General features: G+C 33.4%; 16 protein-coding genes. 11 read left to right on the forward strand and 5 right to left on the reverse strand.

Going from position 1 to position 16,792, the window contains the following annotated elements; all coding sequences use genetic code 11:
• Positions 1 to 419: 419 nt before the first annotated feature.
• The 3 genes from FEU33_RS04980 (at position 420) to phoU (ending at position 4,851) form a co-directional block, all read left to right on the forward strand.
• Positions 420 to 2,609 (forward strand): peptidoglycan D,D-transpeptidase FtsI family protein, encoded by a 2,190-nt coding sequence (locus FEU33_RS04980; protein WP_146548314.1) that lies wholly within the window; start codon positions 420 to 422, stop codon positions 2,607 to 2,609.
• Between the two features lie 738 nt (positions 2,610 to 3,347).
• On the forward strand, positions 3,348 to 4,178 hold the full coding sequence (pstB, locus tag FEU33_RS04985) for a phosphate ABC transporter ATP-binding protein PstB (RefSeq protein WP_146548315.1): 831 nt from the start codon (positions 3,348 to 3,350) through the stop codon (positions 4,176 to 4,178).
• Positions 4,179 to 4,194: 16 nt separating this feature from the next.
• Entirely contained in the window at positions 4,195 to 4,851 is a 657-nt protein-coding gene (gene phoU, locus FEU33_RS04990) for a phosphate signaling complex protein PhoU (RefSeq protein ID WP_146548316.1), read from the forward strand.
• 278 nt (positions 4,852 to 5,129) lie between these two features.
• Here the strand turns inward: phoU and FEU33_RS04995 are convergent, their stop codons facing one another.
• Together FEU33_RS04995 and FEU33_RS05000 are read right to left on the reverse strand one after the other, a co-directional pair.
• On the reverse strand, positions 5,130 to 5,621 hold the full coding sequence (locus FEU33_RS04995; protein ID WP_146548317.1) for an endolytic transglycosylase MltG: 492 nt from the start codon (positions 5,619 to 5,621) through the stop codon (positions 5,130 to 5,132).
• Complete coding sequence (locus FEU33_RS05000) at positions 5,618 to 5,998, reverse strand: hypothetical protein (RefSeq protein ID WP_146548318.1); 381 nt, start codon at positions 5,996 to 5,998, stop codon at positions 5,618 to 5,620. Before FEU33_RS05000 ends, FEU33_RS04995 begins: the two co-directional genes overlap by 4 nt.
• Before the next feature lie 166 nt (positions 5,999 to 6,164).
• Here FEU33_RS05000 and rpmG point away from each other — a divergent pair, with 166 nt between their 5' ends.
• The 5 genes from rpmG (at position 6,165) to FEU33_RS05025 (ending at position 10,857) form a co-directional block, all read left to right on the forward strand.
• Positions 6,165 to 6,314 carry a 50S ribosomal protein L33 gene (gene rpmG, locus FEU33_RS05005; RefSeq protein ID WP_066786565.1) on the forward strand — a complete coding sequence of 50 codons (150 nt, stop codon included), beginning with the start codon at positions 6,165 to 6,167 and terminating at the stop codon, positions 6,312 to 6,314.
• Positions 6,315 to 6,381: 67 nt separating this feature from the next.
• Entirely contained in the window at positions 6,382 to 6,945 is a 564-nt protein-coding gene (locus tag FEU33_RS05010; protein WP_146548319.1) for a 5-formyltetrahydrofolate cyclo-ligase, read from the forward strand.
• Positions 6,946 to 6,967: 22 nt separating this feature from the next.
• Positions 6,968 to 7,183 carry a YqgQ family protein gene (locus FEU33_RS05015; RefSeq protein WP_186725734.1) on the forward strand — a complete coding sequence of 72 codons (216 nt, stop codon included), beginning with the start codon at positions 6,968 to 6,970 and terminating at the stop codon, positions 7,181 to 7,183.
• A gap of 488 nt (positions 7,184 to 7,671) precedes the next feature.
• Entirely contained in the window at positions 7,672 to 9,552 is a 1,881-nt protein-coding gene (locus tag FEU33_RS05020; RefSeq protein WP_146548320.1) for an LTA synthase family protein, read from the forward strand.
• 213 nt (positions 9,553 to 9,765) lie between these two features.
• Positions 9,766 to 10,857, forward strand: coding sequence for a YqgU-like beta propeller domain-containing protein (locus FEU33_RS05025; protein ID WP_146548321.1), 1,092 nt, complete (start codon positions 9,766 to 9,768; stop codon positions 10,855 to 10,857).
• Positions 10,858 to 11,070: 213 nt separating this feature from the next.
• Here FEU33_RS05025 and FEU33_RS05030 read toward each other — a convergent pair whose 3' ends face one another.
• Entirely contained in the window at positions 11,071 to 11,250 is a 180-nt protein-coding gene (locus FEU33_RS05030; RefSeq protein WP_146548322.1) for a DUF2759 domain-containing protein, read from the reverse strand.
• A gap of 716 nt (positions 11,251 to 11,966) precedes the next feature.
• Between FEU33_RS05030 and FEU33_RS05035 the strand changes: the two genes are divergently transcribed.
• Positions 11,967 to 12,605 carry an MBL fold metallo-hydrolase gene (locus FEU33_RS05035; protein WP_146548323.1) on the forward strand — a complete coding sequence of 213 codons (639 nt, stop codon included), beginning with the start codon at positions 11,967 to 11,969 and terminating at the stop codon, positions 12,603 to 12,605.
• A gap of 429 nt (positions 12,606 to 13,034) precedes the next feature.
• Here FEU33_RS05035 and FEU33_RS05040 read toward each other — a convergent pair whose 3' ends face one another.
• Entirely contained in the window at positions 13,035 to 13,277 is a 243-nt protein-coding gene (locus tag FEU33_RS05040) for a DUF2626 family protein (RefSeq protein ID WP_119416339.1), read from the reverse strand.
• 315 nt (positions 13,278 to 13,592) lie between these two features.
• On the reverse strand, positions 13,593 to 14,288 hold the full coding sequence (locus FEU33_RS05045) for a helix-turn-helix transcriptional regulator (protein WP_146548324.1): 696 nt from the start codon (positions 14,286 to 14,288) through the stop codon (positions 13,593 to 13,595).
• A 427-nt stretch (positions 14,289 to 14,715) separates the two neighbouring features.
• Between FEU33_RS05045 and comGA the strand changes: the two genes are divergently transcribed.
• Both comGA and comGB read left to right on the forward strand, forming a co-directional pair.
• Positions 14,716 to 15,744, forward strand: coding sequence for a competence type IV pilus ATPase ComGA (gene comGA / locus FEU33_RS05050; RefSeq protein ID WP_146548325.1), 1,029 nt, complete (start codon positions 14,716 to 14,718; stop codon positions 15,742 to 15,744).
• Entirely contained in the window at positions 15,707 to 16,780 is a 1,074-nt protein-coding gene (comGB, locus tag FEU33_RS05055) for a competence type IV pilus assembly protein ComGB (protein WP_146548326.1), read from the forward strand. Before comGA ends, comGB begins: the two co-directional genes overlap by 38 nt.
• Positions 16,781 to 16,792: the final 12 nt, after the last annotated feature.

Genomic DNA, 16,792 nt, shown 5'->3' on the forward strand with positions numbered 1-16,792 from the left:
ACGTCAGTAAGATGCGTGCTTATTTTTTTGCCAAGTGAAACTGGATCTTGTTTTTTTCTGTATATAAAAATTGATCCATTAGCTAAAATAAAATCTTCAAAATCTTTGTGGATTTTGAAGAATTACCTACATATAAATTTTCAAAACAATGTACCCTAGAAAAATAGATCGCGATACCGCAGAATTATTTTGAGGATAGAAGAAGCTTTCAAATATTACTAAGCCTTCCTTTATAGCGGATCGTTTCACCAAACTTTTCGGTATAGATTGAAACAAATACATAGATATAGGTAGGGAATGCTAACTCTCTATGTTTTGGAAAAGCATGCAATTCTTCATTTTTTACGAAATCGTTTTATGTTTCTGGTTAAAAAATGATATACTACTAATTGTAAATTGAGCGGAAAGGGGCTAAAAGCATGCGCCAAAAAAACAAAAATATAAAGAAACGTGCTTCAAATGTCAAAGCAAAACAGCGTGCAAATCTTTCTTTTCGAATGAACATTCTTTTCTTCTCGATTTTCTTGTTATTTTCAATCCTTATTTTACGTTTAGGTTATATGCAAATCGTAAAAGGGGAAGATTATGTTAGGGAATTAGAACAAACAGAAGAAGTCACAGTTAATACTAGTGTTCCAAGAGGGAGAATATATGACCGTCAAGGACGAGTATTAGTTGATAATAAACCGAAGAATGCTATTACGTATACGAAGTTACAATCAACTACAAGTAAGGAAATGCTTAAAACCGCTAAAAAATTGGCACAACTTATTAAAATGGATACGAAAAAAATCGCGTTGCGTGATAAACAAGATTATTGGATCACGATTCATAAAACAGAGGCCTATGCAAAGGTAACCAAACAAGAAAAATCTGCTATTGAAAAAGATGAAAAATTATCAGCATCAGATAAACAAGCAGAGATTGATAAATTAGTACGTAAACGTATTACAAAAGCCGAACTAAACAGTTTTACCAAAAAAGATTTACAGGTTTTAGCCATTTATAGCAAAATGTTAGCCGGCTATAATTTATCCCCTCAAATTATCAAAAGTGATAAAGTCACAGATAAAGAGTTTGCCATTGTATCCGAACATTTAAATGAATTGCCAAATGTCAATACAACAACAGACTGGGAGCGCAAAAAGAATTCCGATTTAAGTATCTTAGGGTCCACCACGACACCGTCGGAAGGAATTCCAAAAGACAAGCTAGATTATTATTTGGCACGTGGTTATTCTAGAAATGATCGTGTGGGAAAAAGTTATATCGAAGCCCAATACGAAGATCTATTACAAGGTCAAAAAGCTGTCGTAAAAAATGAAACCAATGGGAAGGGACAAGTAGTCGAAACAAAAACAACTTTCCCAGGTTCTCCAGGAAAAGACTTAGTTCTAACCATTGATAGTCAGTTGCAAAAGAAATTAGAAAAGATTGTGGAACAACATTTGCTCTCAGCAAAGGCAACGGGTGCTTCCAGTTTGCTAGACCGAGCATTCCTTGTCATGATGAATCCGAATACGGGTGAAATCTTATCAATGGTCGGGAAAAAAATTGATACGGATGAAAACGGTCGCTCCGTCGTCAATGATTATGCAATCGGTACATTCACATCTGCTTATGAAGTAGGATCAGTGATTAAACCTGCGACACTATTAACGGGATATTCCTATCATGCTGTAAGTCCGAATGAAGTATTAACCGATAAACCTATTAAAATTGCTAGTACAGCACCTAAATCATCTATCTTTAATCGAAATGGTGCGATTCCAATGTCCGATTTGGACGCTCTTGAGCAATCATCGAACTCGTATATGTTCCAAGTTGCAATGAAAATTGCTGGTGTTCACTATGTGTATAATGGTGGGCTTGCTGTAAAACCGTCTGATTTTACGAAAATGCGGAACTCTTATGCACAATTTGGGTTAGGATCTGATACAGGCATTGACTTACCAGGGGAGTTTGCAGGTTTTAAAGGGCAAGAACTATTGCCTGGTAAATTACTTGACTTAGCCATCGGACAATTTGATACATTTACACCACTTCAATTAGCGCAATATGTTTCAACAGTGGCCAATGGCGGGAAAAGAGTTCAACCACGTCTTGCAAAAGAGATTCGCGAGCCTTCAGAAGATGGGAAGACACTTGGCCCCATTATTGAAGAGTTTAGTCCTAACGTATTAAATACGATCAATAATTCTCAATATGAGATTGATCATGTTAAAGAAGGAATGCATCGCGTGTATTTTGGTAGTAAAGGTACGGCAGCCAAATATTTTCAAGATGCGAAATTTGATGCCGCTGGTAAAACAGGTACAGCAGAAGTTGTCTATTACGGTCCGAAAAAAGCTGCATACGGTTTACGGACATTGACGATTACACATATTGGTTTTGCACCGTATAAGAATCCAGAAATCGCTTATGCAGTAGTTGTCCCATGGGTAACGACGAATGATAATTATGAAGCAATCAATAATGAAATTGCGAGAGAAGCGGTTGACACTTATTTTTCTTTAAAAAAGAAAGAGTTAAAAAAAGATGAGGAAACTGTAGGACAAAAAATTATCAGATCCACATCTAAAAATACTTCTGATAACACAGAAGAATAACGTTTTTATATGACAATATAGCTGTCTTATAAATTGAGATAAAACGCAAAGTACGAATGTTGGGTGCGAAACAACATTCGTACTTTTTGTATTTTCCATACGATTTGAAATCATCTCTTGTGGGAACATTTTTATATCTAAAGCTGCCAATCAACGAATGCCTAATATTTTTATGGATATAATTGGATAATCAACACGTCTGTTTTATGATAGAAAAAATTTTTAAATAGATTCCACACAAAATGCAGTATGTCTTTATAAGAAGCGACCACGACTTTTGGTAAAAAACTAACTGGATATCAACAAGCTTAATAAATGTATTTATTTACAATCTATTTACAAAAACATAATAATATATAACATTCCATTTATATTCCCTCAACAAACCTTCTATATAGTATGTATTGTAATAAACAAAACATGGGCTTTGAAAAATTCATTAACGGCGAAACTGATTTTTTAAATGCATCTCATGAAGAAGCTGGAGAAGTTGACCAGTTGAAAAAACAGGAATTAACTATACGAAATTTAAAATTGCACATGATGGTTTATCTATTGTTATAAATAAAGGTAATAATTAGATTGAATAGTTCATTTAAAACATGGCAACTTATATTGTGCAGGTATCAAACGGTAATGTAGTTATGAAACGACTATTTATATTATTCGTATTTCAAATTATTTTAATCTCGATGGCTTATTTTTATCCGAAAAACGTTATCAATAGGGGGATATTAGATGTTGAAAATTCAAGCAAAGGAAACGACTGTTGAAAGTTCGGTTGAAGATATAAAAGTGCTTCATACAAAAGAGAAAAAAAAAGTTTATCAAACCGAAAGTTTAAATCTTTGGTATGGTGACCAACAAGCTTTAAAGGATATTAATCTTGATATTGCTGAAAACGAAGTAACGGCTATTATTGGACCTTCTGGTTGTGGTAAATCGACCTACATTAAAACATTGAATCGTATGATAGAACTGATCCCGTCTGTTCATACAACAGGTGAAATTATTTATCGCGACCGTAATATTTTGGATAAAAATTATAGTGTAGAGGAATTAAGAACAAAAGTAGGAATGGTTTTCCAAAAACCAAATCCGTTTCCAAAATCTATTTATGATAATATCGCGTACGGACCAAGAATTCACGGTATCAAAAATAAGAAAGTATTAGATGAAATTGTAGAAAAAAGTTTGCGCGGAGCAGCTGTTTGGGATGATGTAAAGGACCGTTTAAATCAAAATGCATACGGCTTATCGGGTGGACAACAGCAACGTATTTGTATCGCACGTTGTTTAGCTATTGAACCAGATGTTATTTTAATGGATGAGCCAACTTCAGCTCTTGATCCAATTTCAACATTAAAAGTGGAAGAACTTGTTCAAGAACTAAAACAAAATTATTCTATTATTATCGTGACGCACAATATGCAACAAGCTGCTCGTATTTCTGATAAAACAGCGTTCTTCCTAAATGGTGAAGTGATTGAGTTTGACGATACCAATAAATTATTCTCAACACCAGCAGATCGAAGAACAGAAGATTATATTTCTGGAAGATTCGGTTAAGAAAGGTGAAAAGTCTATGACACCCAGAGAAAAATTTGATAACGATTTACAGCACGTACAAAGTTTATTAGTTGAATTATGTGAACGTTCAATCCATGCTTTTGAAAAATCATTAAATGTATTCTTTTCAAAAAATATGGATGGTGCCATTATTATTATTGAACAGGATCGTTTTATCAATCGATTGGAAGAGCATTTACTTGACGAAGTGATTCTTTTGATCATCAAGCAACAGCCTGTTGCAACAGACTTGCGGAGATTAGTTGCTCTTATTAGAGCAGCACAAGACATGGAAAGAATAGGGGATTATGCAGTCAATATTGGAAAAGAAACCATTCGCATCGGAACAAATCTTAACCCTTATCCGGAAGAACAGCTTCGTGAAATGGGCAAATTGACGATCGACATGTTGAAAGAGATGTTAGATGCTTTTGTTCAAGAAGATGTGGAAAAAGCAAAAGAAATTGCTTTACGTGATGATCAAATTGATCGTTATTATGGTGAAACAATGGCGGCAATTGAAAACATGGTGTCAACTGAAAATACGAATAATCAAGCCATTCAATTAGCATTAATATGTAAATATATTGAAAGAGCGGCGGATCATGCGACCAATCTAGCAGAGGCATTGTTCTTTATTGTACAGGGAAAAAGATTCGCACTGAATTCTTAAAATGAGTTTCCAAAAGATACTTTTGGGAGCTCTTTTTTCTGCATCATCAAATATTTTCTAGCAGTAAAATGAGTATAGTTGCCAAATAAATTCCAAAGAAAAACGCTCCAACAGTAATTTTTTCACTGTTGGAGCGTTTTTTAATCCCGTATGCCGTATTGATCAGGCAATAAAATCGTCATTTTTAAATGATAAGTGGGGAAATCTACTATAAAACTCAATAGGTAATTCAAATCTAGTGGAAGATGAAGAAAACTTCCACTGAAGGAAACTTCACTTTATTTACCAGAAGTTATTATTTTTAAGATTTCTTCATTAGACATATCGGATGTTAATGGATAGTCACCGATCTGAATATATTTTGCCTTATCCTCATTAATGATGTATCTTTCAAATTCTGCAGCATCCTTAATAATGCCGCCTTCCTTCAGAGCCTCGCTAACTTCTGTAGTACCCATTCCTTTTTTGATAGCTAGTTTGTAAGAAGTTACTTTGTTTTTCTCATTGCTTTTAGAAGATTGTTCCTTTTTTAAGTTTTGATAATCCGTTTGAATTTTAGCAAGCTGTTCTTTTGCATCAGCAGCTTCCTCTTTTAAAGTATTAAGTTCTGCTTTTTTGATAACAACTGTTCCTTTTTGATCGGTTGCTGAAGATTTTGATGAAGAAATAGATGCTGTTGTTTTCTCTGGATTAAACTGATTATTAATCGCCATGATACTGCCGGCTAGGAAAAAACCAATACCAAGTGAACGAATCGTTGATTTCATCATAAACGGTTGCCTCCAGCAGCAATAATAGCTTGTACTTGCTCAAGGGAGAGGGAAGACCGTTTGCTGATTTCTTCAAAGTTATAACCTTGTTTATGTAAAGTTAGCACTTGACTAATGAGAATTTGATGAATGCCATTGATACTAACTTTTGCATTTTGCTTTGGACTTCCTTTTTGGGGCTTCGCAAAGGCTTGAGGCTCCATAAGCAATTCTTCTTCGACTGCTTTTAATCTGCGTTTTAAATGCTGTGTTTCTTGATAAAAATTAAGCGATAATTCTTCAACATCGTGTTCTAATTGTTTCGATTGGTTGCCAACAAAAAAGGATGCGATGAAGATAAGCATTCCAACAATGATTAGTATGAGTGATAAGTCCATTCCATTCACCTCATGTAGTTATTTAGTTGTGTATTTAATTGTAACATAACAAAATCTAATTAGAAATGACAGTAGATTTTTTTGCAATATATGATATAATAAGCTAGTCGTATAAATCATGCTCACTAAGACATTTTATTCTGTATATAGAGTGGGAGGGATAGCAATGCGCGTTAACATTACATTAGCTTGTACTGAATGTGGCGAACGTAACTACATTTCAAAGAAAAATAAACGTAACAATCCAGAACGTCTTGAGTTGAAAAAATACTGTTCTCGTGATCACAAAATGACACTTCACCGTGAAACAAAATAATGCTCATTGCCAAAACCCTCGTGGTTTTGGCTTTTTCCATTTTTAAAGAATTTGAGGTGAAAAATATATGCATAAAAAAGAACTTCGTATAATAATAATGAATCATTTAAAAAAACTTACTGAAACAACCTATAAAGAAAAATCCGTACTTATACATAAAAAACTTCTTCAAGAACAAGGCATAAAGAATGCTCAAGTAATTGGGATCACCCTTTCTGTGTTTCCGGAAGTTGAAACTTGGGATCTGATTAAACTATTTTGGTCACAAGGCAAAAGGGTAGTTGTGCCTAAGTGTGAACCAAAATCGCGTATGATGACATTTTATGAAATTACGTCATTTAACCAAATTGAAAACGTATACATGAATCTTTCGGAACCTATCCCACATATGACGACAAAAGTATCAAAAGAAGAAATTGACTATTTAATTGTGCCAGGACTTGCATATGATCGCCAAGGCTTCAGACTTGGTTTTGGCGGCGGATATTATGATCGATTTTTGACAGATTTTAAAAAGCCAACTATTTCTTTAGCATTTCACATGCAGATAGTTGAAAAAATTCCAACAGATGATTATGATGTACCTATTGAAAAAATAATGACAGAAAATGAAACCATTCAATGTAAATGATTGAAAGGGGGCGGAAGTACCCTTGGAAACAGTATATGATGTAATGCAATTTTTGAAACGCTTTGGAACGTTTATTTATACAAAAAATCGGGTGGGTGATCTGCAATTAATGGAGATCGACTTAATGGAATTGTATAAAGGTGGTTTGATTGAAGCTCGAGAATTCCAATCAGCTCGCCATATTTTAAGAACAGAAGAAATAAGATTAGAAAATGAAATAGCAAAAAAAGATCAATAACATCATTTTGGGTGAAACTTTTTTAGAATTTATTCGTTTATATATGAGTACAAACTTAATTATTGGAAAAAACAAGGAAAAAGTTACTGATACTTTACTAAAGATGTAGGGAGTGGAGGAGCATTTGTCCTGAGGAAAAAGCAGATCTACATGAAGCGATGGAAGAAACAAAGTTGTAGTGCATCATATCCCGTGGCAACTGCTCCTCGTGACCAATATTCTACTGTCTAGAAGTGGCACAAACACCTATTTGAGGAAAGCAAGGAAAGAGATCAATCACAGAAATCAGTTGACGATATCTATTTTAATGGGTAAAATTGGTTAATAATATAAGTGATAGGAGTAACAAAAATAATAATATTTAACGGACAGTGAAGATGTAATAAATATGTTGCGTTTTTGTAAAAAAAGTATTAATATATATTTTGTTTCTTTCATATGTAGAATTAAATCTGTAACGAACGAAAGAAAGTAGGAGGATGTTAGGAATGAAACTCAATAAGCTACCTAAACATTCAATATTGGTGATCGCAATTGTCACCACTTGGATTAAGACATATATTACTTATCAAACAAGCTTTGATATGAAAATTGAAAATACAATGCAACAACTTATATTATTGATTAATCCACTTGCATTTTTATTGTTTATATATGGGATTTCGTTATTCTTTAAAACAGCAAAAGTACGTAATCGATATATGATTACTGTAAGTGCCATTTTGTCAGTTGTTTTATATGGTAATGTTGCGTTTTACAGATTCTTTAATGACTTTATTACACTACCTGTATTATTCCAAACAAGTAACTTCGGAGATTTAGGAAATTCAGCTGCATCATCTATTTATTGGTATGATATTTTCTATTTCACAGATGTAGTGTTATTGATTTTAGCTGTTAAATTCTTACCTGTCGCAAAAGAAGCAGCAATTATAAAACCAAATATGCGTCGCACATATTTTGTGTTGTCTTTTGCTATGCTATTCCTAAATTTAGGTTTGGCAGAAACAGAAAGACCTCAACTATTAACTCGTAGTTTTGACCGCGAATTATTAGTTAAGAATATTGGTACGTATAACTATCATTTATATGATATTTTCATTCAATCCAAATCACACGCTCAACGCGCTTTGGCTGATGGCAGTGAGTTAACGGATGTAACAAACTATGTGAAGTCAAACCAAGGTGAAAATAACAAGAAGACATTTGGCATTGCCAAAAAACGTAACGTTATTATTATTTCGCTCGAATCTACCCAAAACTTTGTTATTAACAATAAAGTGAATGGTCAAGAAATTACGCCATTCCTTAACAGCTTAACAAAAGATAAAGATACGTTCTATTTCGATAATTTTTATCATCAAACAGGTTTAGGCAAAACATCTGATGCAGAATTTATCGTTGAAAACTCTTTATATGGTACAGGACGAGGAGCCGTATTCTTTACAAACAGTGGAAACACTTTCAACTCAATGTCAGAGAGATTAAATGATAATGGCTATTATACTTCTGTATTGCATGCGAATAACAAGAGTTTCTGGAATCGTGATATGATGTACCAAGCGTTGAATATTAAACATTTCTATGACGTAGAATCATATGATGTAACGGATGAAAACTCCGCAAACTGGGGCTTGAAGGATATTCCTTATATGGATCAATCAGTGAAAATAATGAAAACATTGCCACAACCATTCTATACACGTTTGATTACATTATCTAATCACTATCCGTTTACATCAGATCCTGAAGATCAATTGATCAAACCTTATACTTCAGATGATAATACTGTAAATCGTTATTTCCAAACGGTGCGATATACAGATGAAGCTATAAAAGAATTGTTCAAAGACCTAAAAGAATCTGGCTTATATGATAACTCAGTGATTGTGATGTATGGTGACCATTATGGTATTTCTGAAAATCATAACAAGGCAATGGCCCAATATTTAGGCAAAGATTCAATTACACCATTTGATTCTGCTCAACTTCAAAAAGTGCCATTCTTTATCCATGTTCCACATTCAGGTATTGGTAAAGAAATGCATGAAATTGCTGGGCAAATGGATATACGTCCAACCGTTTTACATCTACTTGGTATTGATACGAAAAATGACTTGCAAATGGGAACGGATCTATTCTCTAAAGATCATAAAGATTTTATCACATTCCGCGATGGACGCTTTGTAACAGATAAATTAGTTTATGCTGGTGAAGTATGTTACGATAAATCAACCGGAGAAAAAACAGATTCATCTAAATGTGATCCTTATATTGATCAAGCAAACAAAAAATTAGATTACTCTGATAAGATTATCAATGGGGATTTACTTCGCTTTTACAATAACAAAACAGGTGAAGCAAAATAAGAATAGATGACATTTTTGGACCACATAGCTAATTGTGCTATGTGGTTTTTATCTTGATTCAATAAGAAGAATGCCATTATAGAAAAAGTAGTAAAAGCTCGATTGTTTATAATAAAGGAAAAAAATCTAGGTTATGTGAAATTTCACTTTATAAACCTCTCGTTTTTTATCGTTTAATCGTATAATAGAATAATTAGAAAGGGTGTGATAAGAGTGAAGAAGGTGATTTATCTAGTAACGATTACAGTATTTTTTCTTGTGGCATGCCAGCAGCACTCCCATTCAAAGGAAAATTCAAAAACAAATACAAAGAAAACCATTGCGACTATCGACTCATCATTAAATATTGTTCCATATCATTTAATGGAAGATCATTTCTATAGAGTTGTTGGATTTTCATCTGAAGTCGAAGTTCTATTAATTGAACAGCAGCCAGAAGGGGAGCAATTAGTTCAATATAATTTATTGACAGGAAAGAAGAAGACCCTTTATTTTTCCAAAGATGATATTATACAAGCTTTTATCCATCCGAGTATGAAACAAATCCTTTTACAAACGGCAACGAATGAAAAAAGAGCGACAGTTATGATACTATCGAATACTGGTGAACTTTTACATAAGTTTCAGGTGAAATCCTCAGAAATCTCCATTGTATGGAATCCAAGCAATGCAAATCTTTTGGCATTGGCAGCTTTTAGCGATGATTTTTCATATAAAAGTTATATTTATGAAAGTAACAAAGAAAAGCTTCATAGATTTCAATCTGCAAACCCTTTTTGGACATGGCTTACGGATGATTCATTATGGATGAATAGAATGAGTAATAACCCTTTGAATGGTGGTACATTATCAATAATAGATTGGAAAAAGAATCAAGAAATACCGCAGTCTGAACACAAAGTGATCTATATGAGTAGCTTTAAACAATCAAAGATTATTGTCACAATGGATTTTAAACATGAAGAATTTCAATATGTATTACAAAAAGGAAAGCAAAAGAAAGTGTGGAAAACACCAGCCGTTTCGAGCTTTTCCCAATGGTTTGTGCCGGAAATTCAGTGGCTTGAAGATCAATCTATGATGACATTACTTCCGATGAAAAATGGTATAGTAGATGATGGAGAACATCCATTTCAGCTTGTTCATGTAACTTTAAAAGGTGTTCAAAACATAGGACAATTCAAAAATTATGAGCCCATTACTTGTTCGTCTAAGGGAATCGTATGTCTATCGGGAAATAATTATGAAACCTTAATCAGTACCAAATCATATGAAATGAAAAAATGGCTATTGTTGAAGAAATAATATACCTGCATAATGTCTAAAAATTTATCCGTAAACAGGCAGTAATATCCTTATTTCAAGCTAAGCTGTAAACAAGTAGAGAAGTGAGGGATAACTGCCAGTAAATTTGATTGGTTTAACTCTACCCAGTCGAACCAACACGAGGTAAAGCTTGTAAACGAATACAAAAAGGATACCCCAAAATTGGGATATCCTTTTTGTATCAATTTTTAATTAGTGTAGGCTTGGTGGGAAACCTTGATGAAGAATCGTCATAACAACGAACCATCCAAACACGGCGAATGCCGCAAGGTTAAAGATGACACCAAGAATAGCTTTTTCTTTAAGCGCTTGCACAGTTCCTACTAGGCCTAGAATTGCAACTAGACCAAAGATAACCATTAATAAGTTCAATATAGACACTCCTTTCGACATCAGAAAATGAATGTCGCAAAACAATATTCCTTCTTTATTGTAAAGCTATTTGTGAAGTTTGTCGAGAACTTAATGTGACGTATATTTGAACGTATTTTAAAATAGTTGTTTTTTTGTGAAAAAAGATTGTTCATTTTTGAACCAATCATTTAACAAGCAAAAAGCAACAATTCCTTCGACAAATTGAAGAAATTCAACCTTTGCATGCAAAAGTTTGGAGAAGTTTTAGTTTCATCACAAAAGTTTTTCCCTCTATTTATCAATAGTATTATGAATTAGAGATAAAATTATAACTGAATCAATTTCATAAATCATTTTCTTCTTAAAAAATACGAACATTTAATAATAGCTAATTTTATAGTTGTGGAGCGGAAGATGGCGACTCCTACGGGAAAAGCTTGAGCTGAAAGCCCCGCAGGAACGAAGTGACGAGGAGATTGAAGCCAAGCCCGTGGAAAGCGCCGTCTGGAGCGGAACAAAAATTTCTGAATATTAATGTTCATGTTGATTTAAAATGTTCGTGTTTTTTATCTGAATTTTACATTATGAAATTGATTCAACTATGTATTAATTAAAAATAACTCAAGGTGATTTCACATATAATGATTTATAAATAGTACCAATAATTTATCACAAAATACTTTCATCTTGAGTGCTGATTCACTTTTTCTGTATAATGGGAGTGAGGTGAAGAAATGTTAAATATTCGTACATATCCATTAGGACCAATTCAGGCAAATTGTTATGTTGTTAGCAACTCGGAGAAGGAATGTCTTATAGTAGATCCAGGTGGAGAAGGAAATACATTAGTCAGACAGTTGAGAGCCTTCAATTTAAAACCCGTTGCGATTTTGTTAACTCACGCCCATTTTGATCATATCGGAGCGGTAGATGCAGTTAGAGAAGCCTATAAGATACCAGTATATTTGCATAAAAAAGAATCTAGCTGGCTTCAAGATCCTATGAAAAATGGCTCAGGACGATACTCAGAAATTCCAAATGTCTTAGTTTCTCCTGCTGATCACTTAATCGAAAATGAGCAAATATTGGTGATTCATCATTTCAAATTTGAAATATTGCATACACCTGGGCATTCACCAGGAAGCGTTAGCTTTTTCTTCAAGGATGATGGATTTGCTATAGTGGGGGATACGTTGTTTGAAGGTAGTATTGGTCGTACAGATTTAGAAGGTGGGAATCATAAACAATTATTGTTATCTATTCATCAAAAGCTATTAACATTAGATGAGGAAACCATCATTTATCCTGGTCATGGAGGACCAACACGAATTGATATTGAAATGGAACAAAACCCATTTTTAAATGGATTTTAAAGTTCGAGCATCTAAACTTAGTTTGGGTGCTATTTTTATACAAATGAACCGATTTTTAATTTCAAGTTGCACTACTCTATCCATTGTTTAGATTGTGAGATCAGCCATTCATACAGGCAACTATTCTTTGCGAGTCTGGTTTAGTTTCTTTTATATTTATTTCATAGTGGTGCGTATGAAGTGGATTCAAGTATAAAGTGAAGCCTCCATAAGTGGGGGTTTAAAGCAGGATAAAAAATAAAAAAGAGGCACTGAGGCCTCTTAGTTCGAAGAGATTATCTTCATTTAGGGGATGTTTTCTCTCCATATATAAAAGGGAGGGATAAAGTTAAGCTACGAATATATCATATAGCATCTTTTCTAATATGTCAATAGTGTAAACTGATAATTACAATAAAAAAAAGACAGCCAATGACTGCCTCTTTCTTTTTAATGCTCTAAACCTGGTACGTGAATGAATGTAGCGTAATATGTGAATCCAGCAAAGAATACTGTTAAGTAAGCACCGAAAATATACATATACATACGTTCTGTAAGGTTTAAGAAGCCTAATAGAAGGAAAAATCCTGTGTTAGCTACGAATAATAGCGAAACCTCTTTCATACCACCTAAATAAAACATAACTGCGAAAATACCTGTCCAAAAGCCAAGCACTTTATACATATTATCCATGTACGGTTCCCTCCTTTTCGACGACACAATAATCTCATATCCATTATAAATGATTTTATTGATACATGTAAACTGCAAGTTAATAAGAGTTTGTGACAATACAGTGTAAAAAATTCACAAAGCTTAAAAAAATATAAATATTAATGGAATCAGTAGCAAAAAAATATTTACTTGTCGGTATTTTATATGTTTAGTTTAAATTGATTGAACATGTTTGCTAAAAAGCGTACAATCGATTGAAGATTTGTACTAGCACAGATTTAATAATTGAGTGAAGAAAATAATATCCTATGAAAGCGGTTTATCTATAATCTATTATATATTTACGCGATAAGTACAGTAATCACAATTATTCGTCATGCTTTCAATTTGCACAAAATCTTTAACGTCAAACAGCGCATCAAATTGTCCCTTTAAATAGGATTCGTGTAAATCACATATGATGGATGCATGCTGACCAATTTTATCATGATAAGGGCAATTATAAACAGCAAATGATATTGTTTTGCCATCTGGCGTATTTTTGATGAGAGGAACATAACCGATAAGAGATGCAGCTTCTGTCATAAATTCTACTTTTTCTTCAAATGTTAATTGAAGTTTGTCTTTTCCATGACTTAAAATAAGCTGGTCCATATCTTTTATGCCTTTTTTATAGCTAATTTTTTTACCAATTTGATTTGCTTGTTCTCCAATTTCATTGATAATTTCGAGAGTCCATTCCAGCAACTCTTCATAATTTCTTTTTGGAAATGATATAGTGATACCATTTTCATTTGCTTTATATCTTCTTCCAGGACGTCCGCCTTTACCTGTTTTTTCATATTCTGAATTCACTACTTCAATTTCTGTGAGTTTTGTTAAATGTAGTCTGGCTACGTTAGGATGAATTTGAAACTTTTCAGCAATTTCTTGAACAGAAAAGGATTTCTTTTCTTGTAATATAAATTGATATATGGAAAACCTAGTTTCGTCTGATAAAGTGCTTGTAACTTTTAATGGATTTAACATGATTCATTCACCTCCGATTGTCACTTACTATTATATAACAATAATTCAATTGTAACAGTAGAAAACAACTATTCTTCAAGAAAATGTGATTTTTTTGAGAAGTTTTAAAGAATTTTATTGAAAGCTTTATAAATTCAGCAAGATTGTACGAATAGTAAATAAAATTTTTTAGAGATATTAAAAATTCACGCTGCTGTAGTTTTCTTCATTCCTCATTGTATGTTGGGCAATCGATCAAGCATTTGCTCTTATAGTCGATCTTCTTGATCTCTTTGTTTGACTTGCGTTTTGAAGTTGAGGGGGATACTGTCTGTTCATACGAGATAAAAATATTTTCGATAAATTCTTCCAATTTTATAATAGACTATGTATAATACTGTTAACAAGTATTGAGCGGTCGTTACTTGTATGGTTAAAAGGAGGTAAAATGTCTTTTACTGAAACGATTATTGAACAAAAATCGATGCAGTTATTACAAAAGGCGATAGAGTTTGGCGCATCAGATTTACATTTAATGCCGTCAACAGATCAGTACAGCGTTTATTTTAGAAAATATGGACAACTTATACCGGTTGGACAACTTCCCCAAGATATAGGAGATCGGATGATTTCTTATTTAAAATTTTTATCCTCATTAGACATAAGTGAAAAACGTAAACCTCAAAGTGGCTCATTCGAGCAAACATTCAGTAAACAGCTTATTTCTTTTCGTGTTTCTACCTTACCGTCCGTCTATTTAAAAGAGAGCTTAGTCGTTCGATTAATGCTTCAAAATCGTGCACGCCCGATTTCAGAACTTAGCTTATTTATACATTCTGCGAACCAATTAGTTCAACTTGTAGAACGATCTCAAGGAATCTTGTTTACAACTGGCCCAACAGGATGTGGGAAATCAACAACTTTATATTCACTAATACATCACCTTGCAACAAAATATCAAAAACATATTATTTCTTTAGAAGACCCTGTTGAAAATAACCAATCAGATTTATTACAAATACAGGTAAATGAAAGAGCGGGTGTCACCTATGCTGTAGGCTTAAAAGCTATATTAAGACACTCACCTGATGTGATTATGATCGGTGAAATAAGGGACCGAGAAACTGCGCAAATCGCTATCGAGGCAGCATTAAGTGGCCATTTAGTGGTGACAACAATTCATAGCAAAGACACTGTCGGCTGTCTATTCCGTTTATTAGACTTAGGAATCTCACTGGAAGAACTAAAACAAACAGTTGTAGGTGTCGTAGCCCAGCGACTTGTTCATCTTATGTCAACTCAAAAGATGACTGCCGTTTTTGAAATATTATCAGGCTGTTATTTGGCTGAAGCCTTTCGATCCATAGAATATGGTCATTCATATGAACTCCCAATGGAAATTACACTAGAAGGTCAAATCGCAAAGGGGGTAAAGATGGGTGCAATTACCCTTCATCCACAAGAAAAATTGGATTGATAAATTGTCCTTTAAAAAGCCAAAGCAAATAAAAGAACCAGCACAATTATTGAAAAAGTTGAGTGTGTTGCTAGAAGAAGGTTATACATTTTCTGATTCATTGTTCATGCTGATGCCCCACCATTTAAAACATAAACCAGAGATGGAAGAAAAGGTTAAAAAACAATTACGTAATGGAGCATCAATGACTGAAGTTCTAAGTCTGTTAGGTTACCCTAAGATTTACCTTATGACGATTTTAGTTGCAGAACAATATGGAAAAACCATTCGAGTTTTGAAAACAGTGGCAAATCAAATGAAAAAGAAAGAAGAAAATAAACAGCGATTTGTAAAATTGATGACCTATCCAATCATTCTTTTCTTCTTTCTTATTGTGCTTTTTTTAGCTTTTAGATCGTACTTTTTACCTAATATGTCCTTAATGATGAATAATCAAACAACAGAAGATCGTTTTGATTTAAAATTGTCTACGTTTTTTTTACATTTACCAGATTTGTTTATGATATTAGCGGCTTTACTAATGATTTTATTATGGATAAGCGTCTATTGGCTAAGTAGAAAAACAATTGACGACCAAATTCAATTCATATTGAAAATTCCAATTGTAAATCGTCAATTCAAATTACACATGACAAGGCAAATCTCATATGAATTAGGTGGTTTGATCGAAAGTGGAATGTCGATGCAAGATGGTCTCCATATATTGCAAAAACAATCATTACAGCCTTATTTATCCGAGGTCGCTGAAAAAATCAAGAAACGAATCATCTACGGTGATTCGTTATCGACAGCTATTAACAAAGAAAATTTTTTTTATAAAGGATTCGCAGAGCATGTACTTCATGGTGAGCAGGGTGGAAACTTAGGACGTGAATTACAAATTTATAGTGAATTTCTGACCAACCGAACTGAAACCAATATCCAAAGAGTACTTGCACTCGTACAGCCAATACTCTTTGTCATTGTAGCACTCTGTATTTTGGGCGCTTACCTTGCCATATTGTTGCCCATGTATAAAATGATGGATCTTGTGTAAAAGGAGGAGAAA

This window comes from Rummeliibacillus suwonensis, from assembly GCF_007896435.1.
In the GTDB taxonomy this organism is placed as follows: Bacteria; Bacillota; Bacilli; order Bacillales_A; family Planococcaceae; genus Rummeliibacillus; species Rummeliibacillus suwonensis.